The sequence below is a fragment of the Streptomyces sp. NPDC055243 genome, from assembly GCF_044544025.1.
Taxonomy (GTDB): Bacteria; Actinomycetota; Actinomycetes; order Streptomycetales; family Streptomycetaceae; genus Streptomyces.
Map to the genome: position 1 here is coordinate 146,895 of NZ_JBITWR010000012.1, position 18,742 is coordinate 165,636.

An 18,742-nucleotide genomic window follows, 5' to 3' on the forward strand; every position below is an offset into this window, starting at 1 on the left:
AGTCGTCGCTCAGACGCCTACGAGGTCGCAGACGAAGATCAGCGTCTCGCCGGGCGCGATGGCGCCGCCACCGGCGCCGCGGTCGCCGTACGCGAGGTGCGCGGGGATGGTCAGCCGGCGGCGTCCGCCGACCTTCATGCCCTGGACGCCCTGGTCCCAGCCGGCGATGACCTGGCCGGCGCCCAGCTGGAACTGGAGCGGCGTGCCGCGGTTCCACGAGGCGTCGAACTCTTCACCGGTGGAGAAAGCCACGCCCACGTAGTGGACCTTGACGGTGGCGCCCGCCTTGGCCTCCGGGCCGTCGCCCTCCCAGATGTCCACGATCTCGAGGTCGGTGGGGACCGGACCGTCGGGGAAGTCGATCTCGGGCTTCTCGATGCTCACGTCACATGCTCCTGCTTGATACGAATGGCCAGCTGGGACAGTGTTACATCTTCGCGAGGATGTCCACGGAGAAGACCAGCGTGGAGTCCTTCTTGATGGTGCTGCCCTGCGGCGGCTGGTCGCCGTAACCCAGCTCCGGCGGGACGACGACCAGGACGCGGCTGCCGACCTTCTTGCCGGTCAGGCCCTGCGCCCAGCCCTTGACGACCTGCGCAAGCTGGAACGAGGCGAGCTGGCCGCTCTTGTACGAGGAGTCGAACTCCTTGCCGTCGGCCCACAGCACGCCCTTGTACTGGCACAGGAGGCTGTCGGTCTCCTTGATCTCGTCGCCGTCGCCCTCGAGGATGTAGTTCGCGACGAGCTTCTTCGGGGCGTCCTTCTTCGGGACGTCGATCTTGGGGGCCTTGCCGTCCGTGTTCGTGCCGACCTTGGGCAGGTCGATGTTGGACTGCGCGACCTCCTTGCCCTTGGCCGAGCTCTTGGCGCTGAAGGTGTCCACCAGGTCCACGACAAAGACCAGCGTGTCGCTGCCCTTGATGCCCGCCTGCTTGTTGCCCTCGGTGCCGTAACCCATCTTCGGGGGGATCGCGAGCTCCACGCGGCTGTCGAGCTTCTTGCCGACCAGGGCCTGGTCCCAGCCGGGGATGACCTGACCGGTGCCGATCGGGAAGACCGTGGGGTTGCCGCGGTCGTACGAGTTGTCGAAGACCTTGGCCGTGGCCCAGATCTGGCCGAGGTAGTTGGCCTGGAGGTAGTCGCCCTTCTTGACCTCGGCGCCCTTGCCCTCGATCAGCGTCTTGACCGCGAGGTCGGAGGACGGCTTCCCGGACCCCTTGGCGACGGTCGGCTTCTGGCCGAACTTCGTCCCCTTCGTGATCTCGGGCACGGGGCCGTCCACGATCTTCGCCGTCGGCGCGGCCGACGTCGAGTTGGAAGGGGAAGGGCTGTCGCTGGACTTGGCCTTGTCGGCCTTTTTGTCGTCACCACAGCCTGCCAGCGTGAGCAGGCCGGCCGGAACAGCGAGAAGAAGTGAGCGTCGGCGCACGGTGGGGGCCTCGTATCGGTCGATCTTGTCGGTTGGCGTGCGCGCAACTCTACGCATGGAGAAGGGCGCCGTACGAGGAACGTACGGCGCCCCGCGTTGCGTTCCCGCAACGCATCTCCTGTATCAGGGTTTACATACCGGCGATCAGTTTCTCCACCCGGTCGTCCACCGACCGGAAGGGGTCCTTGCACAACACGGTGCGCTGTGCCTGGTCGTTGAGCTTCAGGTGCACCCAGTCGACGGTGAAGTCGCGGCGCTGCTCCTGGGCCCGGCGGATGAAGTCGCCGCGCAGCCGCGCTCGGGTGGTCTGCGGCGGCACCGACTTGCCCTCGAAGATCTTCAAGTCGTTGCAGATGCGGGCGGCTTGGCCCTTCCTCTCCAGGAGGTAGTACAGCCCGCGACGGCGGTGGATGTCGTGATACGCGAGGTCTATCTGCGCGACCCGCGGATGCGACATGGTCATGTTGTTCTTCGCTCGGTACCGCTCGATGAGCTTGTACTTCATGACCCAGTCGATCTCGGTGCCGATGCGGTCGAGGTCCTCGGCCTCGATCGCGTCGAGCGTGCGGCCCCACAGCTCCAGGACCTGCTCGACCGTGCCCGTGCGGATGCCGCGGCGCTCCACGAAGTCCACGGCCTTCTCGTAGTACTCGCGCTGCACCTCGAGGGCCGAGGCCTCGCGGCCGCTGGCCAGCCGCACCTTGCGGCGGCCCGTGATGTCGTGGCTGACCTCGCGGATGGCCCGGATCGGGTTCTCCAGGGTCAGGTCACGCATCACCGTGCCCGCTTCGATCATGCGCAGGACGAGGTCGGTGGCGCCGACCTTCAGGAGCATGGTCGTCTCGGACATGTTCGAGTCGCCGACGATGACGTGCAGCCGGCGGTAGCGCTCGGCGTCCGCGTGTGGTTCGTCGCGGGTGTTGATGATCGGCCGGGAGCGGGTGGTCGCGGAGGAGACCCCTTCCCAGATGTGCTCGGCACGCTGGCTGACGCAGTACACGGCGCCGCGCGGAGTCTGCAGCACCTTGCCCGCGCCGCAGAGCAGCTGCCGCGTGACGAGGAAGGGAATGAGGATGTCCGCGAGCCGCGAGAACTCCCCGTGCCTGGCCACCAGATAGTTCTCGTGGCAGCCGTAGGAGTTTCCCGCCGAGTCGGTGTTGTTCTTGAAGAGATAGACGTCGCCCGCGATTCCCTCCTCGTGCAGGCGGCGTTCGGCGTCGACGAGCAGGCCTTCCAGAATGCGCTCGCCTGCTTTGTCGTGGGTGACCAGCTCGGTCACGTTGTCACATTCCGGTGTCGCGTATTCCGGATGTGACCCGACGTCAAGATAGAGGCGGGCGCCGTTCCGCAGAAAGACGTTGCTGCTGCGGCCCCATGAGACAACACGGCGGAAGAGGTAGCGCGCCACCTCGTCAGGCGACAGACGGCGCTGTCCCCTAAACGTGCACGTGACGCCGTACTCATTCTCCAGCCCGAAAATGCGGCGGTCCATGACTGAACATTACGCCTGATGCCCTGCCCTGAAACCGGGTTCGACGGCACCGTTTCGATCATTTTCCGATGAACCCGCAACGACCGCCGAATCTGCGGGGAGTACGAGCACCCGCGCCGTGGCCAGCAGAACAAGCAGCGCGGCCACACCCGCGAGCCCCGGAACGGCGAAGCCCCACCGCGTCCCGCCCCACTCCACGACCGGCCCCGCCGCGGCCGTGCCCAGCGACGCGCCGACCGTGAAGGTGGTCACGAGCCAGGAGAACGCCTCGGTGACGGTGCCCCGCGGGGCGTGCCGGTCGACGATGATGAACGCGCACGCGAGCGCCGGCGCGAGGAAGACTCCGGCGAGACCCGCGAGCGCCGTCATGGCGACCGCGCCCGGCGTCAGCGTCAACGGCCAGTAGCAGAGGGCCAGCAGGGCCACCAGGACGGTCAGCCGCTTCTCCGGCACCCCGGCCCACTGCCGCGCCCCGTACACCGACCCGCCGATCAGGGCGCCCAGCCCGAGCGCCGCCAGCATCCAGCCGTACACCGCGTCGCCGCCGTGCGCGTCGGCGTACGACACACCGGCGACGGTGATGGACCCGAGCGCCATGCCGATGAAGAGGAACGCGCCGAGCAGCGCGATGAGCCCCCGCGAGCGCAGCGCGCCCAGCCAGTGCGCCTCACGGGGCGCCGAGCGCCACGCGCGCGAGGGCTGCGACATCACCACGGAGAGGGCGCCGAGCACCCCGATGACGTTCACGACCAGCAGGGCCGCCTGCTCCGACCAGAGCGCGACGCAGCCGGTGATGAGCAACGGCCCGACGGTGAACATGACTTCCTGGGCGATGGCGTCCATGGCGTACGCCGTGTGCACCTGCTCCTCCTTGCCCAGGACGCTCGGCCACAGCGCGCGCAGGCCACCCTCCAGGGGCGGCGTGAAAAGACCGGCCACGCCCACCGCGACGTAGGCGAGGGCGAGCGAATCGGGTCCGGTGAAGGCGAAGCCCGCCATGCCGAGGGCGGAGAGGACCGCCGAGGGGAGCTGGATCCGCGGCTGTCCGTAGAGGTCCACCAGGCGGCCGAGCAGCGGCTGCCCCACCGCGTTGGCCACGCCGTACACCGCGGCCAGAGCACCGGCCAGGGTGTACGTGCCGCCCTCGGCGCGGATGAACAGCACGATGGCGATCGCGGCGGTCGCGTTCGGCAGCCGGCCCACCAGGGTGCCCGCGAGCAGCCGCCCCGCGTATCTCGTCCGGAGGATCTCCACGTATCCGGCAGCCATGCTTCCCGCCCCTCCGCCGGTGCCGTCGCACCGAGGTTTTACGTATAACTTCGAGCGTCATACGTACCATGAGCGCTCACCGCGGGTCCACCTCGATCGCACCCCGCGGCACCGACCTGGGAGGTACCAGTAGTGGCCGGGCCACAGCAGGAGGCCACGGGGCCACGCCCCACGAGCCGCGACGTCGCACGCGCCGCCGGGGTGTCCCAGGCCACCGTCTCCCTCGTCCTCGGCGAGAAATGGCGCGGCCGCGTCGCCGAACGCACCGCGCAGCGCGTCCGGGACACCGCACGCGAGCTGGGCTACCGCCCCAACCTCGCGGCCCGCAACCTCCGCCTCGGCCGCACCAGGACCGCGCTGCTCGTCGTCCCCGCCCTGACGAACGAGTTCTTCGCCCGCGTCTACACCGGAGCCGCCCGCGTCGCCGCCGAGCACGGCTTCGGCGTCGTCCTCTACCCCTCCCCCGAGGGCGTCGGCCCCGCCCGCGACCCCTTCGGCTCCAGCCGCGCCGCCCTCGACGGCATCCTCGCGTCCTCCATGGCCTCCGACGCCCTGGCCACCATCCAGGGCGACGCGCTCCCCCTGGTCATGCTCGACAGCGACCCGGCGGGCAGCCTCGGCGCGGCCACCGTCAACCTCGACATCGGCGACGGCATGCGCCAGGTGACCGAGCACCTCCTCGCCCTGGGCCACCGCGACTTCCTGCACCTGGCCGCGGGCGTCGACTCCTGGACCTTCGACGTACGCTCCGACGCCCTCGCGGCGGCCCTGAGCGGCACCGACACGGCCGTACGCACCGCCCGGGCGCTCCTGACCGTCGACGACGCCCGCACGGCCGCTGAGGCCGCTCTCTCCGCTCCCGGCCCCCGCCCCACCGCGCTCGTCTGCGACGACGACATCCTCGCCGCGGGCGCCTGCAAGGCCGCCCGCAGACTGGGCCTGCGCGTGCCCGAGGACCTCTCGGTGACCGGCTTCGACGACCTCACCCTGGCGACCGCCGTGGAACCCGAACTCACCACCGTGCGGCTGCCCGCCGAGCACTTCGGCGAGCGCGGCATGACGTCCCTGCTCGCCGTCCTGGACGGCCACGCGCCCCGGCCCGACCTCCTTCCCGTCGAGCTGGTGATCCGCGGCTCGACGGCCCCCGCCGCCCGCTAGCCCACACACGCCTACGCCCCGCGCACCGGCCGCGGGGCCGGGACACGGGGCGTACGACGAACCGAACTACTCCTCGGTGGACCCTGACTCGGAGGCGGAACCGGAGCCCGATTCGGCATCCGGCTCCTCGTTGTCGGAATCGGCGTCCGTGGGCGCCGACGCGTCCCCTTCGAGCAGCCGCGCGAGCTGACGCCCCACGATCCGCTTGAACTTGCGCTGCTGCGGCCGCGTACGGTCCAGCACCGCCACCTCGAGCCGCTCCGCGGGGATCTCCCGCTCGCTGCCGTTCGTGTCGCGGGACAGCGACTGCACGGCCAGCTTCAAAGCCTCGGCGAGCGTCATCCCGTCACGATGACGCTGGTCGAGATACGTGCTGATCTGCTCGGCGTTGCCGCCGACCGCGACCGAGCCGTGCTCGTCCACGATCGAACCGTCGTGCGGCAGCCGGTAGATCTGATCGGCGTCGGCCGTGGCACCCACCTCGGCGACGACCAGCTCCACCTCGTAGGGCTTCTCCGCCTGGCTCGAGAAGATCGTGCCCAGCGTCTGGGCATAGACGTTCGCGAGACCACGGGCCGTCACGTCGTCACGGTCGTACGTGTACCCCCGCAGATCGGCGTACCGCACGCCGCCGATCCGCAGGTTCTCGTACTCGTTGTACTTGCCGGCGGCCGCGAAGCCGATCCGGTCATAGATCTCGCTGAACTTGTGCAGCGCACGGGACGGGTTCTCGCCGACGAACACGATGCCATCGGCGAACTGCAGCACAACAAGGCTGCGACCACGGGCGATGCCCTTGCGGGCGTATTCCGCCCGGTCGGCCATGGCCTGCTGGGGTGAGACATAGAACGGCGTCGACACCGGCTATCCGTCCCTTTCTGTCAGTGACTCAGTCAGTGGCGAATACGGATCGATCAGAGCAGCGAGGCCCGCGGACCGTCGGGCTGCTCCAGGCGCCGCTCGAGGATCGAGCGGGCGATCTCGGACGACTCCTCGTCCCCCAGTCGCCGGAACCCCTCGTCGGAGATCACGGTGACGATCGGATAGATCCGACGGGCGACGTCCGGACCACCCGTCGCCGAGTCGTCGTCCGCCGCGTCGTACAACGCCTGCACGACGAGCGTCGTCGCTTCCTGTTCCGAGAGGTCGTTGCGGTAGAGCTTCTTCATCGCACCACGCGCGAAGACCGAACCGGAGCCGGTGGCCGCGAAGCCGTGCTCCTCGGAACGGCCGCCCGTGACGTCGTAACTGAAGATGCGCCCCTTCTCGCGGTCCACGTCGTACCCCGCGAAGAGCGGGACGACGGCCAGGCCCTGCATGGCCATTCCCAGGTTCGACCGGATCATCGTGGAGAGACGATTGGCCTTGCCCTCCAGGGAGAGCGTGGCGCCCTCGACCTTCTCGAAGTGCTCGAGCTCCAGCTGGAAGAGCTTGACCATCTCCACGGCGAGACCGGCGGTGCCGGCGATGCCGACGGCCGAGTACTCGTCGGCCGGGAAGACCTTCTCGATGTCGCGCTGCGCGATGACGTTGCCCATGGTGGCCCGCCGGTCACCGGCGAGCACCACGCCGCCGGGGAACGTCGTCGCCACGATCGTCGTGCCGTGCGGCGCCTCGATCACGCCCTGCGTGGGCGGCAACTGCCGGTTGCCGGGCAGGATCGCGGGCTGATGCTCGGACAGAAAGTCCATGAAGGACGAAGAACCAGGCGTCAGGAAGGCAGCTGGTAGACGCCCGGTGCTACGAGTGTTGGCTTCCACGGGTTTCCTTCCAGGTAGGCAGCGGCTCGGTGCATTGCGTCTGTGTTTTCCCTCAACAGGCCAAGGCCAGCGTTGCAGTTGAAGCACAGTACGCCACGGACCTTACCCGTCTCGTGACAGTGATCCACATGTACCGCCGGAGCAGCCAAGCAGATGCAACAAACGCCCTTCTGAGCGGCGATCAACTCATCTCGCTCGGCCACGGAGATGCCGTACTCACGCCGCAGGTGCCCCTCAGGACCCGCTGCCGCTTTGCAGGCCTTGCAGCGACTCGCCAAGCCGTCAGCCGCGCTGCTCTTCCCTTTGGCTTCCTGGCGCTGCCGGTAGTACTTAGCAGAGCACTCCCTGCAGTAAGCCCGGAGGCCATCCGGCATCGACTTGTCGCTGGCGAACGCCGCATGCTCCCGAGTCTGCCGACGTCGGGAGCACCGCTGGGAGCCATCCGACTTCATCTCCGGTCTGCCCTACTGTCCACCCTTTTGCACGAAGCTTCGAACGAAATCCTCGGCGTTCTCTTCGAGCACATCATCGATTTCGTCGAGGACGGAGTCCACGTCGTCGCTCAACTTCTCCTGGCGCTCCTTGAGGTCCTCGGAGCCCTGCGCTTCCTCTGTCTGCTCCTCGACCTCCTCGGTGGAACGCGTCGCCTTCTGCTGTCCGCCGCCGGTGTCCTTGGTCGCCATCTACCTCACCCCGCTCGTTAGGTGCGATGCACTTGATCAGACCCTATAAGCCAGGTCTGACATCGGCCCCGTAGTTACTGCAACGTCCGGGGACCACCTCGATGATTCCCACACGCCGGGCCTTTCAGCCTCCGGAGAGCACCCGAACCAGGTCCTCTGCCGTGCGGCAGCGGTCCAGGAGCTCCTTCACGTGGTTCCGCGTGCCGCGCAGCGGTTCCAGTGTGGGCACCCGCTGGAGCGAGTCGCGGCCCGGCAGGTCGAAGATGACCGAATCCCACGAGGCCGCGGCCACGTCGTCCGCGTACTGCTCCAGGCACCGGCCGCGGAAGTACGCGCGGGTGTCCTCCGGCGGCTTGGTCTGGGCGCGCTCGACCTGTGGCTCCTCCAGGAGCCGCTTCATCTTGCCGCGGGCCACCAGACGGTTGTAGAGGCCCTTGTCGGGCCGTACGTCCGCGTACTGGAGGTCGACCAGGTGCAGCCGCGCCGCGTCCCAGTCGAGGCTGTCACGGCGGCGGTAGCCCTCCATGAGCTCCCGCTTGGCGACCCAGTCGAGCTCCCCGGAGAGGCTCATCGGATCGCTCTCCAGGCGGCCCAGGACGTCTTCCCAGCGGGCGAGGACGTCCTTGGTCTGTTCGTCGGCCTCGGAGCCGTACCGCTCCTCCACGTACTTGCGGGCCAGCTCGAAGTACTCCATCTGGAGCTGGACAGCGGTGAGTGTGCGACCGCTGCGGAGCGTGATCAGGCGCTTGAGCGTCGGGTCGTGCGAGACCTGGTGCAGGGTGCGCACGGGCTGGTCGATGGCGAGATCCACCGCGATGAAGCCGTCCTCGATCATAGCGAGGACCAGGGACGTGGTGCCCAGCTTCAGATACGTCGAGATCTCGGAGAGGTTCGCGTCGCCGATGATCACGTGCAGGCGGCGGTACTTCTCGGCGTCCGAGTGCGGCTCGTCCCGGGTGTTGATGATGGGCCGCTTGAGGGTGGTCTCCAGGCCCACCTCGACCTCGAAGTAGTCGGCGCGCTGGCTGAGCTGGAAGCCGTGCTCGTGGCCGTCCTGGCCGATGCCGACGCGGCCGGCGCCGGTGATGACCTGGCGGGACACGAAGAACGGCGTCAGGTGGCGCACGATGTCCGAGAAGGGGGTCTCCCGCTTCATCAGGTAGTTCTCGTGCGTGCCGTACGAGGCGCCCTTGTTGTCGGTGTTGTTCTTGTAGAGGTGGATCGGCTGGGCGCCGGGCAGCTGCGCGGCGCGTTCGGCCGCCTCCGCCATGATGCGTTCGCCCGCCTTGTCCCACAGGACGGCGTCCCAGGGGTTGGTGACCTCGGGTGAGCTGTACTCGGGGTGTGCGTGGTCCACGTAGAGGCGCGCCCCATTGGTGAGGATCACGTTGGCGAGGCCGATGTCCTCGTCGGTGAGCTGACTGGCATCGGCTGTCTCACGGGCGAGGTCGAAGCCCCGTGCGTCCCGCAGGGGGTTCTCCTCCTCGAAGTCCCAGCGGGCGCGTCGCGCCCGGTGCATCGCCGCGGCGTAGGCGTTGACGATCTGGGACGAGGTGAGCATGGCATTGGCGTTCGGGTGGCCGGGGACGGAGATGCCGTACTCCGTCTCGATGCCCATTACTCGCCGTACGGTCATGCGGCCCTCCTTGCCCGGCGGCGCTCCCATTCGGGTGCGGCGCTCAAGTACCGCTGGTTCTCCGGTGCGTGTGCGGTGCCCGTCCCCGCACTGCGCGACTCGGCGGTACCGAAGAGCCTAGAGCGCCTTTGCGCTGGTGGGGAGATCATTGCCTTCATTGAAAAACAGACAGCTGCGGGTACCCACGAAGGACACCCGCAGCCGCCCTGTCTTCTACAGGTACTGACCGGTGTTCGCCACCGTGTCGATGGAGCGTCCGGTGTCCGCGCCCTGCTTTCCGGTGACGAGCGTACGGATGTAGACGATCCGTTCGCCCTTCTTGCCGGAGATGCGGGCCCAGTCGTCCGGGTTCGTGGTGTTGGGCAGGTCCTCGTTCTCCTTGAACTCGTCGATGCAAGCCTGGAGGAGGTGAGAGACCCTGATGCCCTTCTGGTTGGCGTCGAGGAAGGCCTTGATGGCCATCTTCTTGGCGCGTCCGACGATGTTCTCGATCATGGCGCCGGAGTTGAAGTCCTTGAAGTACAGGACTTCCTTGTCGCCGTTGGCGTACGTCACCTCGAGGAAGCGGTTCTCCTCGGACTCCGCGTACATCTGCTCCACGACCGACTGGATCATGCCGTCCACAGTGGTGCGCCGGTCGGCGCTGTGCTCGGCGAGGTCGTCCGCGTGCAGCGGGAGCCGCTCGGTGAGGTACTTGGCGAAGATGTCCTTCGCCGCCTGGGCGTCCGGGCGCTCGATCTTGATCTTTACGTCGAGTCGTCCTGGCCGCAGGATCGCCGGGTCGATCATGTCCTCACGGTTGGAGGCACCGATGACGATGACGTTCTCCAGGCCTTCCACGCCGTCGATCTCGGCGAGCAGCTGGGGGACGATGGTGTTCTCCACGTCCGAGCTGACTCCGGATCCGCGGGTGCGGAAGAGGGATTCCATCTCGTCGAAGAAGACGATGACGGGGGTGCCCTCGCTCGCCTTCTCCCTCGCACGCTGGAAGACCAGGCGGATGTGACGCTCGGTCTCGCCGACGTACTTGTTGAGGAGTTCGGGGCCCTTGATATTGAGGAAGAAGCTCTTCCCCTGGGCCGCCCCGGTCACCTCGGCGACCTTCTTGGCAAGCGAGTTGGCGACGGCCTTGGCGATCAGTGTCTTGCCGCAGCCGGGGGGCCCGTACAGCAGGACGCCCTTGGGCGGCCGCAGTTCGTGCTCCCTGAAGAGGTCCGGGTAGAGGTAGGGGAGCTCGACCGCGTCGCGGATCAGCTCGATCTGGTTGCCCAGACCGCCGATCTGCTCGTAGCCGATGTCCGGCACCTCTTCGAGGACGAGCTCTTCGACCTCGCTCTTGGGAACCACTTCGTACACGTAGCCGGAGCGGGGTTCGAGCAGGAGTGCGTCGCCGGGGCGGATGGTGACGTCGAGGAGTGGTTCGGCGAGCCGGACCACCCGCTCCTCGTCGGTGTGCCCGACCACCAGGGCCCTCTCGCCGTCCTCGAGGATCTCCTTGAGGGTGACGATGTCGCCGACGCTCTCGTACTCCATGGCCTCGACCACGTTGAGCGCTTCGTTGAGCATGACTTCCTGGCCGCGCCTGAGCTCTTCGAGCTCCACGCTGGGGCTGACGTTCACCCGGAGCTTGCGGCCCCCGGTGAAGATGTCCGCCGTGCCGTCCTCGTTCGCCACGAGGAAGACTCCGAAGCCGGCCGGCGGCTGCGCGAGCCGGTCGACTTCCTCCTTGAGGGCCACGATCTGGTCGCGGGCCTCACGGAGCGTGTTGGCGAGCCGCTCGTTCTGGGCGGACACGCCGGCCAGATTGGTCTGCAGCTCGACGATCCGCTCTTCGAGAATTCTCGTATGCCGCGGAGAGTCGGCGAGCTTGCGTCGCAGGACGGCGATTTCCTGCTCGAGATAGGCAACCTGACCGGCGGGGTCATCAGACCCTCGCCCCGGCCGGATGCCGCGGTTGATGTCGTCGTCGTGGGCTGCCACGGTCCTCACCTCCTCCAAGGGGAGCTGGACGCTTCCAGACCCTACCTGGGTGGGTGTCGATTGAAACCCCTAGATCACAAAGACGGTCGAGGTGTGTCCGATCTTCACCCTTGCGCTCTCCCTCACACCAGGTGAATACCCACCCAACAACATCGGAAAGCGGGCGGTTGTATCGTCGAAGTGTTCAACACCCGTCAGGGCTGGCCCGACTTGCGCTTGAGTCGGTTCGCTCGACGCAGCGATCGGCAGGAGAAATGACCGTGCAGAACGAGGCTGGGGCCGACCCCGAGGGCCGCGATCTCCTGGAGGTCTGGATCGACCAGGACCTCTGTACCGGAGACGGCATCTGCGCGCAGTACGCGCCCGAGGTCTTCGAGCTGGACATCGATGGTCTGGCCTATGTGAAGAGCGGGGACGACGAGCTCCTGCAGACGCCGGGCGCCACAACGCCCGTACCGTCGCAGCTTCTGCGCGACGTCGCGGACTCGGCCAAGGAGTGCCCCGGCGACTGCATCCACGTGCGTCGCGTTTCGGACAGCGTGGAGGTCTACGGCCCCGACGCGGCCTGAGAGCGCTAACTCGTCGACGAAGAAGGGCCTGTGCCCGCCGCTGGACGGCGCACACAGGCCCTTCTTCGTGTCGTGACGGTCACACGCTGTGCGCCCCGGCCGGGGTGGACCGTGCGAACGTGCCGTCCTTCCATTGCCACTTGGCCTCGTCCTCGATGTCCGGGCAGCAGCTGGGCACGTTCGGTGACGAGTAGCCGAGGAGCGTGGCCGTGATCACGCCGTCACGTACCGCGAAGTCGCTGACGTTCTGGCGGTCCTTCGGGTCGACGAGGGTGGCGACGACCCGGGGCTTGCCCTCCGTGGCGCGCGTGACCACGTACACGCCGTCGGGCGGTGTGCCCAATCCGGCGGCGCAGTGCACCACGGCGACGGTCTCGGGTCTGCCGTCCCCGTCGAGGTCCCCGGTGGCCTTCTTCTTGACGACGGGTTTCACGCTGCCGCAGGCGATGGGGTACGTGACGGTGGCCGGATCCGGGGCCTGTACGGGAGCGGGGGCCGCCGCCGTCTTGCTGGAGGGCTCGGAGCCCGGCTGGGCGGCGTTCGCGGGGTCGGGCTGGAGGAAGGCGGAGCCCGCGACGACGGCGGCGAGCGCGGCCGCGGTGGCCAGCCAGTGGATGGGGCGGGTGGTGGTGTGTGCCAGTTCCGGGACGGCGGGGTGCTGCACGAGGAGTGTCTCCTGTGAGGGCTGTGCCGGTGGGGGAGGTGGCCAGCATCGTGCCATACCTCACAGTGCGGCGGAACACCGGGGTCGACGCCGGGTCGCTCGGCTTTTGTGAACGGAAAGGCGCCGCCGCCGAGTTCCCCGGTCGAAGGGGGAACTCGGCGGCGGCGCCTGTGCGTTCAGCGGGTGGACGCGGATGCCTGCGCGGTCGGAGCCGTCAGTCCTCAGCGCGGGGCGTGCCGCCGCCGGCGTTCGGGCCGGTGTAGTCCTCGCCGTAGGCGCCCTTGGAGGGGCGGCGGCGGCGCATGGGCGGCTCGACGCCGTCCGCGAGGCGGCGGGCGGTGAGCAGGAAGCCGGTGTGGCCGATCATGCGGTGGTCGGGGCGGACGGCGAGGCCCTCGACGTGCCAGTTGCGGATCATCGATTCCCAGGCGGTCGGCTCGTTGAAGCCGCCGATCTCGCGGATGGACTCGACGGTCCTGGCGAGCTGGGTGGTGGTCGCGACGTAGCAGCAGAGGATGCCGCCGGGGACGAGCGCCTTGGAGACGACGTCCAGGCACTCCCAGGGAGCGAGCATGTCGAGGATGACGCGGTCGACCTCGGTGTCGCTCAGGTTGTCCTGGAGGTCGCCGACGGTGAGCTGCCAGGCGGGGTGCGGGGCGCCGAAGTAGCGCTCCACGTTCTGCTGGGCGATCTCGGCGAAGTCCTCGCGGCGCTCGTACGAGTGCAGCATCCCCTCGTCGCCGATGGCGCGCAGGAGGAAGCTGCTGAGCGAGCCGGAGCCCACACCCGCCTCGACGACGCGGGCGCCGGGGAAGATGTCCGCGAAGGCCAGGATCTGCCCCGCGTCCTTGGGGTAGACCACGGCGGCGCCGCGGGGCATGGACAGGACGTAGTCGGGGAGCAGGGGGCGCAGCGCGAGGTAGGCGACGTTTCCCGTGGTGCGGACAACGCTGCCCTCGGGAGCACCGATCAGCTCGTCGTGGGGGAAGGAACCCTTGTGGGTGTGGAAGTTCTTCCCGGCCTCGAGCGTGAACGTGTAGTGGCGGCCCTTGGGGTCGGTGAGCTGTACCTGGTCCCCGACCTTGAAGGGCCCGCGTCGGCGGGCGGCACCGGTCGGTTCGGACATGTGACCAGCCTACCGGCCCCCGCGCGGGCCGTGGACCAGGGTGGGCGTCAGCTGGGGCGGGCCATCGCCTTGACGAAGGCGCGCTCCACATCGGTGGCGGAGAGCACTCCGTAGATCTCGCCTGAGGCCTCGACCACGAGGTACTCCGTGGCGGGCGTCGCCCGCAGGGTGTCCAGGAGCTCCTCGCCGGCGAGCTCGGCGGAGATCCGCATGCCTTCGGTGATGTCCTGGGCCAGGCCGCTGACGGTGACCCAGGGGCGGCGGTGCTCGGGCACGCCGACGATGGCCGCCTCGCGGACCACCGACATCGGGTCGCCGTCGGCGTCGACCACGACGAGGGCGCGGGCTCCGGCGTCGTTGGCGCGGCGCAGCGCCTCGGAGAGCGGGGTGTGGCTCTCCACGGGGACGGCGCGGCGGGTCAGGGCGCGGGCGCGGAGTTCGGGCAGGTGCTCGCGGAGGCGGGCCATGCGCAGGCTGTTGCCCGCGCCGGTCCAGATGATCGCGGCGAGGATCGCGGCGAGCAGGGCGTCGGTGACGGTGTCCATGCCGCCGATGTCCTGGGTCTCGCCGCCCAGCGCGCCGGACTGGTTGAGGATCGGCAGGCCGATCAGGACGGAGATGGCGAGCGCGCGGCCGACCCAGGCGGCGGCGACCGTGCCGCTCATGGGCTTGCCGGTGATCTTCCAGACGACGGCGCGGAGCATGCGGCCGCCGTCCAGGGGCAGGCCCGGCAGGAGGTTGAAGGCGGCGACGATGAGGTTCGAGATCATCAGCCCGGCGAGCAGGACGCCGGGCACGGTGCCGGGCTCGACGGCTTTCATGCCCGCGTAGAAGACGCCCGCGAGGACGAGGGAGAGCAGCGGCCCGACGAAGGCGAGGATGAACTCGCGTCCCGGTGTCTCGGACTCCTTCTCGATCTCCGAGACGCCGCCGAAGAACTGCAGCTGGATGCGGCGCACCGGCAGCTTGAAGCGCAGGGCGGCGACCGTGTGGGCCAGCTCGTGGACGAGCACGGAGGCGTAGAAGGCGACGGCGAAGAAGAGGGAGACCAGGTAGCGGGCGTTGCCCAGTTCGGGCAGGACGCGGTCGAGCTGGCCGCCGAAGACCCAGGTGATGAGGGCGGCGACGAGGAACCAGCTGGGCGCCACGTACACCGGCACGCCGAACGGCCGCCCCATGAGCAGCCCTCCCCCGGGGCCCTTCTGGCCCTTGGGCGGGGTCGCCTTCGGGGCGGGGCCGTGGCTGGCGTGCGCGTACTCGGGGTGCGTGTCCTGCGGGGTCTTCTCGGGCGTGTCCCGCGGAGCCTTCGTGAGGCGGTCGCCGGGCCGCGGGGGTTCGCCCGCGGGCCGCGGGGCCTCCTCGGGGGCCTGGGGCCGGACGGTGTCGTCGGCGCTGTCCGTGCCGGAGGGGCCGGAAGTGCCGGACGTGCCGGAAGTGCCGGACGTGCCCTCGGCGCCCTTCGCGCCCTCGGAACCGCCCTGCGCGGGCCTCGCCGAGTCCGCCGTGTCCACCGGACGTGGCGACTCCGGGTGGCCGGTGTCTTCTGGGGCATTCGGCCGTCGGCCGTCCGTCCCGTCGGACCGCGGCCTGCCGCTCCCGCCGCTCTCGTCCACGATGTCCCCTCGTTCGAAGCGTCCCTCGCCCCTGTCCGGCGCGGTACACGCACGATCATGCAGGGCGAGAGGGTCTGTCGTCGATGGTATGCGGCCGTTGTCGGTGGCGGGTCGTAGGGTCTGTCCTCATGGAAACAAGCACCGACGGTGGCGTGACGGCCGTGCGTCCGGCGTCCCTGTCGCCGTCGCGCGCCAGCGACTTCATGCAGTGCCCGCTGCTCTACCGGTTCCGGGTGATCGACAAGCTGCCGGAGAAGCCGAGCGAGGCGGCGACCCGCGGCACGCTGGTGCACGCCGTCCTGGAGCGGCTCTTCGACGCGCCCGCGGGCGAGCGGACCGCGCCGCGTGCCAAGGCCCTGATCCCGGGCCAGTGGGACCGCCTGCGCGAGGCCAAGCCGGAGCTGACGGAGCTGTTCGCCGACGACGAGCACGGTGAGCGGCTCACGCGCTGGCTGGCGGACGCGGAGAAGCTGGTCGAGCGGTGGTTCACCCTGGAGGACCCCACACGCCTGGAGCCCGCCGAGCGGGAGCTGTTCGTGCAGGCGGAGCTGGAGTCGGGCCTGAAGCTGCGCGGCATCATCGACCGCGTGGACGTGGCGCCCACCGGCGAGGTGCGGATCGTCGACTACAAGACGGGCAAGGCCCCCCGCCCCGAGTACTCCGAGGGCGCGCTCTTCCAGATGAAGTTCTACGCCCTGGTGGTGTGGCGCCTGAAGGGCGTGGTCCCGCGCCGCCTCCAGCTCGTCTATCTGGGCAGCGGGGACGTCATCACGTACGACCCCAGGATCGAGGACCTCCAGCAGGTCGAGCGGAAGCTGCACGCGCTGTGGGAGGCGATCACGCTCGCCACCGAGACGGGTGAGTGGCGGCCGCGGCCGACGAAGCTCTGCGGCTGGTGCGACCACCAGGCCGTATGTCCGGAATTCGGCGGGACTCCCCCGCCGTACCCCCTTGCGGTGAGGGTGCCCGAGTCCGAAGAGGGCACGCAGGGCAGAATGGCCCCGGGCTAGCGAAGGAGAGTTACGTGGCGATCCGTGTCCTACTGGTCGACGACCAGCCACTGCTGCGCACGGGGTTCCGGATGATTCTGGAGGCCGAGCAGGACGTCGCGGTCGTCGGCGAGGCCGGAGACGGCCTGCAGGCTCTCGACCAGGTGCGGGCGCTGCAGCCGGATGTGGTCCTGATGGACATCCGCATGCCGCGGATGGACGGCGTCGAGGCGACCCGGCAGATCACCGGTCCTGGCCGGGACGGTCCTGCGAAGGTCCTGGTCCTGACCACCTTCGACCTCGACGAGTACGTGGTGGAGGCGCTGCGCGCCGGTGCCAGCGGCTTCCTGCTCAAGGACGCCCCGGCGAACGAACTGGTGCAGGCGATCCGCGTGGTCGCGTCGGGCGAGGCGATGCTCGCGCCGAGCATCACACGCAGGCTCCTCGACAAGTACGCGGGGCATCTGCCCTCGGGCGACGAGCCGGTGCCGGACACCCTGCACACGCTCACCGAGCGGGAGGTCGAGGTGCTCAAGCTGGTGGCGCGCGGCCTGTCGAACGCGGAGATCGCGGCGGACCTGTTCGTGAGCGAGACGACGGTCAAGACGCACGTGGGCCATGTGCTCACGAAGTTGGGGCTGCGCGACCGGGTGCAGGCGGCCGTGTACGCGTACGAGAGCGGTCTGGTGCGGCCGGGCGCCCAGTAGGAGGCAGTGCCGGCGCAGCCGGAAGAACGACGAAGGTGGCCGTCCCTCAAAGGGGCGGCCACCTTCGGTTGTCCGTGGGATCAGGCCTTGCTGAGCTCCCAGAAGCGGAACACGGTCGACGCGTCGAGGCACGACTCCACGCCGTACACGTCGTCGGAGATGACGGCGTACTGCTTGGCCTGCCACACCGGCAGGATCGGCAGCTCGTCGGCGACGATGTCCTGGAGCTTCGCGTAGTCCTCGTCGGTCCTGGTGCGGTCGGTCTCGCCCGCGGTGCCGGGGATGATCTTCCCGGTGATCTCGCTGTTCCGGTAGCTGTTGTCGAGGACGTTGCCCTTGCCGAAGAACGGCTGCGTGAAGTTGTCGGGGTCCGGGTAGTCCGGCACCCAGCCCTTGACGTAGACGCCGTACTTGCCGGACTTGATGTCCCGCTCGTACTGGCCGAATTCGATCGACTTCACGTCGGCGTCGAAGAGGCCGCTCGCGTTGAGCTGCTTGGCGATCGCCCTCAGCTCCTGGTCGGTCGCGGGGCCGTAGCGCGAGGGCGTGGACCAGAGCGTGAGCTTGACCTTGCCGCTCAGGCCCTCCTCACGCAGGGCGGCGGCGGCCTTGGAGCGCTGCGGGCGGGCGCCGTAGGTGTCGAAGAAGGCGGTGTTGTGGCCGCCGATCCCGGCCGGGACGATCGAGTACAGCGGCGTGGCCGTGTCCCGGTAGACGTCCTTGACCAGGGCGTCCCGGTCGAGCAGGTACGCCATGGCCTTGCGGACGCCCAGCTTGCCGGCGACCGGGTCCTTCATGTTGAAGACCAGGTGCTGCACCTCGGCGCTCGTGCCCTCGACGACGTCGATGTTCTGGCTCTTGTCGGAGGTGTCCTGCTCGATGTCCGCGATGTCGTTGGCGGCGAGGCCTCGGTAGGCGATGTCGATCTGGTCGTCCAGGAGCGCCTTCTTCAGGCCCTTCTGGTCGTCGTGGAAGAACTTGAGGGTGACGCCCTTGTTCTTCACCTTGGCGGTGCCCTTGTAGTCGGGGTTGACCGAGAACACCGCCTGCTCCTTGCCGAAGGAGTCGAGCTTGTACGGTCCCGAACCCGTGGCCTCGCCGTCCCCGCGCAGGCCGTCCATGTCGTACGACGCGTGGTCGACGATGGAACCGGCGCCGGAGGCGATCTTGCTGGGGAAGGTCGCGTCGGCGTACTTGAGCTTGAAGACGACCTTCTTGGAGTTCGGCGTCTCGACGCTGTCGAGCATCGGGAACATGATCGCCGGGCCGGCCTCGTCGTTGATCTTCATCATGCGGTCGAAGGAGAACTTGACGTCCTTCGAGGTCAGCGCGTTGCCGTTGCTGAACTTCAGTCCGTCGCGCAGCGTGCACGAGAAGACCTTGGTCTCCGTGTCCGTGAAGCCGCACTCCTTGGCGGCCTCGGGCTCCGGCTCCGTGGCCCCGTTCGGGAAGCTCATCAGGGACTGGAAGACGTTGTTGAACAGGAGCCACGACCCGGGGTCGTAGCCGGACGCCGGGTCGGTGGCCAGGACGTCGTCCGACATCCCCATCACCACCGAGTCGCCGTCCTCCCCCGCTCCGCCCGTCTCCGTACCGCAGCCGGTCAGCAGGGCGGCGGCCAGCCCTCCCGTGAGGGGAAGGGCCAGCCACTGGTTACGCAATTTCAC

Annotated in this window: 18 protein-coding genes; 4 read left to right on the plus strand and 14 right to left on the minus strand. The window is 68.8% G+C overall.

What is annotated here, in order from left to right:
* Nucleotides 1-9 precede the first annotated feature (9 nt).
* The 4 genes from ACIGXX_RS30995 to ACIGXX_RS31010 all read right to left on the minus strand — a co-directional run bounded on the left by ACIGXX_RS30995 (nt 10) and on the right by ACIGXX_RS31010 (nt 4,190).
* Entirely contained in the window at nt 10-384 is a 375-nt protein-coding gene (locus tag ACIGXX_RS30995) for an FKBP-type peptidyl-prolyl cis-trans isomerase (RefSeq protein WP_351164979.1), read from the minus strand.
* 43 nt (nt 385-427) lie between these two features.
* Entirely contained in the window at nt 428-1,429 is a 1,002-nt protein-coding gene (locus ACIGXX_RS31000) for an FKBP-type peptidyl-prolyl cis-trans isomerase (protein ID WP_351165153.1), read from the minus strand.
* Between the two features lie 130 nt (nt 1,430-1,559).
* Entirely contained in the window at nt 1,560-2,921 is a 1,362-nt protein-coding gene (pafA, locus tag ACIGXX_RS31005) for a Pup--protein ligase (protein WP_135334215.1), read from the minus strand.
* 9 nt (nt 2,922-2,930) lie between these two features.
* A complete protein-coding gene (locus ACIGXX_RS31010) occupies nt 2,931-4,190 on the minus strand; it encodes an MFS transporter (RefSeq protein WP_351164981.1) in 1,260 nt (419 codons plus the stop codon).
* A gap of 132 nt (nt 4,191-4,322) precedes the next feature.
* Here ACIGXX_RS31010 and ACIGXX_RS31015 point away from each other — a divergent pair, with 132 nt between their 5' ends.
* On the plus strand, nt 4,323-5,348 hold the full coding sequence (locus tag ACIGXX_RS31015) for a LacI family DNA-binding transcriptional regulator (RefSeq protein ID WP_366463436.1): 1,026 nt from the start codon (nt 4,323-4,325) through the stop codon (nt 5,346-5,348).
* A 66-nt stretch (nt 5,349-5,414) separates the two neighbouring features.
* Here ACIGXX_RS31015 and prcA read toward each other — a convergent pair whose 3' ends face one another.
* From prcA to arc, 6 genes are all read right to left on the minus strand, one after another.
* A complete protein-coding gene (prcA, locus tag ACIGXX_RS31020) occupies nt 5,415-6,209 on the minus strand; it encodes a proteasome subunit alpha (protein ID WP_366463435.1) in 795 nt (264 codons plus the stop codon).
* A 53-nt stretch (nt 6,210-6,262) separates the two neighbouring features.
* The gene (gene prcB / locus ACIGXX_RS31025; protein WP_351164984.1) at nt 6,263-7,108 is read right to left on the minus strand and encodes a proteasome subunit beta; all 846 of its coding nucleotides are present in this window, start codon (nt 7,106-7,108) and stop codon (nt 6,263-6,265) included.
* Complete coding sequence (locus tag ACIGXX_RS31030; RefSeq protein WP_399980516.1) at nt 7,060-7,560, minus strand: endonuclease VII domain-containing protein; 501 nt, start codon at nt 7,558-7,560, stop codon at nt 7,060-7,062. Before ACIGXX_RS31030 ends, prcB begins: the two co-directional genes overlap by 49 nt.
* Before the next feature lie 12 nt (nt 7,561-7,572).
* The gene (locus ACIGXX_RS31035) at nt 7,573-7,791 is read right to left on the minus strand and encodes a ubiquitin-like protein Pup (protein ID WP_249590985.1); all 219 of its coding nucleotides are present in this window, start codon (nt 7,789-7,791) and stop codon (nt 7,573-7,575) included.
* Nucleotides 7,792-7,915: 124 nt separating this feature from the next.
* A complete protein-coding gene (gene dop, locus ACIGXX_RS31040) occupies nt 7,916-9,427 on the minus strand; it encodes a depupylase/deamidase Dop (RefSeq protein WP_351164988.1) in 1,512 nt (503 codons plus the stop codon).
* A gap of 213 nt (nt 9,428-9,640) precedes the next feature.
* Complete coding sequence (gene arc, locus ACIGXX_RS31045) at nt 9,641-11,407, minus strand: proteasome ATPase (protein ID WP_351164990.1); 1,767 nt, start codon at nt 11,405-11,407, stop codon at nt 9,641-9,643.
* 254 nt (nt 11,408-11,661) lie between these two features.
* Here arc and ACIGXX_RS31050 point away from each other — a divergent pair, with 254 nt between their 5' ends.
* Nucleotides 11,662-11,976, plus strand: coding sequence for a ferredoxin (locus ACIGXX_RS31050; RefSeq protein ID WP_351164991.1), 315 nt, complete (start codon nt 11,662-11,664; stop codon nt 11,974-11,976).
* 79 nt (nt 11,977-12,055) lie between these two features.
* Here ACIGXX_RS31050 and ACIGXX_RS31055 read toward each other — a convergent pair whose 3' ends face one another.
* The 3 genes from ACIGXX_RS31055 to ACIGXX_RS31065 form a co-directional block, all read right to left on the minus strand.
* Nucleotides 12,056-12,640, minus strand: coding sequence for a hypothetical protein (locus ACIGXX_RS31055; RefSeq protein WP_399980521.1), 585 nt, complete (start codon nt 12,638-12,640; stop codon nt 12,056-12,058).
* A gap of 214 nt (nt 12,641-12,854) precedes the next feature.
* A complete protein-coding gene (locus tag ACIGXX_RS31060) occupies nt 12,855-13,766 on the minus strand; it encodes a tRNA (adenine-N1)-methyltransferase (RefSeq protein WP_351164993.1) in 912 nt (303 codons plus the stop codon).
* Nucleotides 13,767-13,813: 47 nt separating this feature from the next.
* Nucleotides 13,814-15,379 carry a site-2 protease family protein gene (locus tag ACIGXX_RS31065; RefSeq protein WP_399980525.1) on the minus strand — a complete coding sequence of 522 codons (1,566 nt, stop codon included), beginning with the start codon at nt 15,377-15,379 and terminating at the stop codon, nt 13,814-13,816.
* A 128-nt stretch (nt 15,380-15,507) separates the two neighbouring features.
* Between ACIGXX_RS31065 and ACIGXX_RS31070 the strand changes: the two genes are divergently transcribed.
* Together ACIGXX_RS31070 and ACIGXX_RS31075 are read left to right on the plus strand one after the other, a co-directional pair.
* A complete protein-coding gene (locus ACIGXX_RS31070) occupies nt 15,508-16,389 on the plus strand; it encodes a RecB family exonuclease (RefSeq protein WP_366464608.1) in 882 nt (293 codons plus the stop codon).
* A 14-nt stretch (nt 16,390-16,403) separates the two neighbouring features.
* Complete coding sequence (locus ACIGXX_RS31075; protein ID WP_135332738.1) at nt 16,404-17,075, plus strand: response regulator transcription factor; 672 nt, start codon at nt 16,404-16,406, stop codon at nt 17,073-17,075.
* An 80-nt stretch (nt 17,076-17,155) separates the two neighbouring features.
* Here the strand turns inward: ACIGXX_RS31075 and ACIGXX_RS31080 are convergent, their stop codons facing one another.
* The gene (locus ACIGXX_RS31080) at nt 17,156-18,742 is read right to left on the minus strand and encodes an ABC transporter substrate-binding protein (protein ID WP_351164997.1); all 1,587 of its coding nucleotides are present in this window, start codon (nt 18,740-18,742) and stop codon (nt 17,156-17,158) included.

What these genes read in the sequence shown, in the direction of transcription:
- pafA (WP_135334215.1), bottom strand. Translation starts at nt 2,921, where the DNA reads ATGGACCGCCGCATTTTCGGGCTGGAGAATGAGTACGGCGTCACGTGC.
- ACIGXX_RS31010 (WP_351164981.1), bottom strand. Translation starts at nt 4,190, where the DNA reads ATGGCTGCCGGATACGTGGAGATCCTCCGGACGAGATACGCGGGGCGG.
- ACIGXX_RS31030 (WP_399980516.1), bottom strand. Translation starts at nt 7,560, where the DNA reads ATGAAGTCGGATGGCTCCCAGCGGTGCTCCCGACGTCGGCAGACTCGG.
- ACIGXX_RS31035 (WP_249590985.1), bottom strand. Translation starts at nt 7,791, where the DNA reads ATGGCGACCAAGGACACCGGCGGCGGACAGCAGAAGGCGACGCGTTCC.
- dop (WP_351164988.1), bottom strand. Translation starts at nt 9,427, where the DNA reads ATGACCGTACGGCGAGTAATGGGCATCGAGACGGAGTACGGCATCTCC.
- ACIGXX_RS31050 (WP_351164991.1), top strand. Translation starts at nt 11,662, where the DNA reads ATGACCGTGCAGAACGAGGCTGGGGCCGACCCCGAGGGCCGCGATCTC.
- ACIGXX_RS31060 (WP_351164993.1), bottom strand. Translation starts at nt 13,766, where the DNA reads ATGTCCGAACCGACCGGTGCCGCCCGCCGACGCGGGCCCTTCAAGGTC.
- ACIGXX_RS31070 (WP_366464608.1), top strand. Translation starts at nt 15,508, where the DNA reads ATGGAAACAAGCACCGACGGTGGCGTGACGGCCGTGCGTCCGGCGTCC.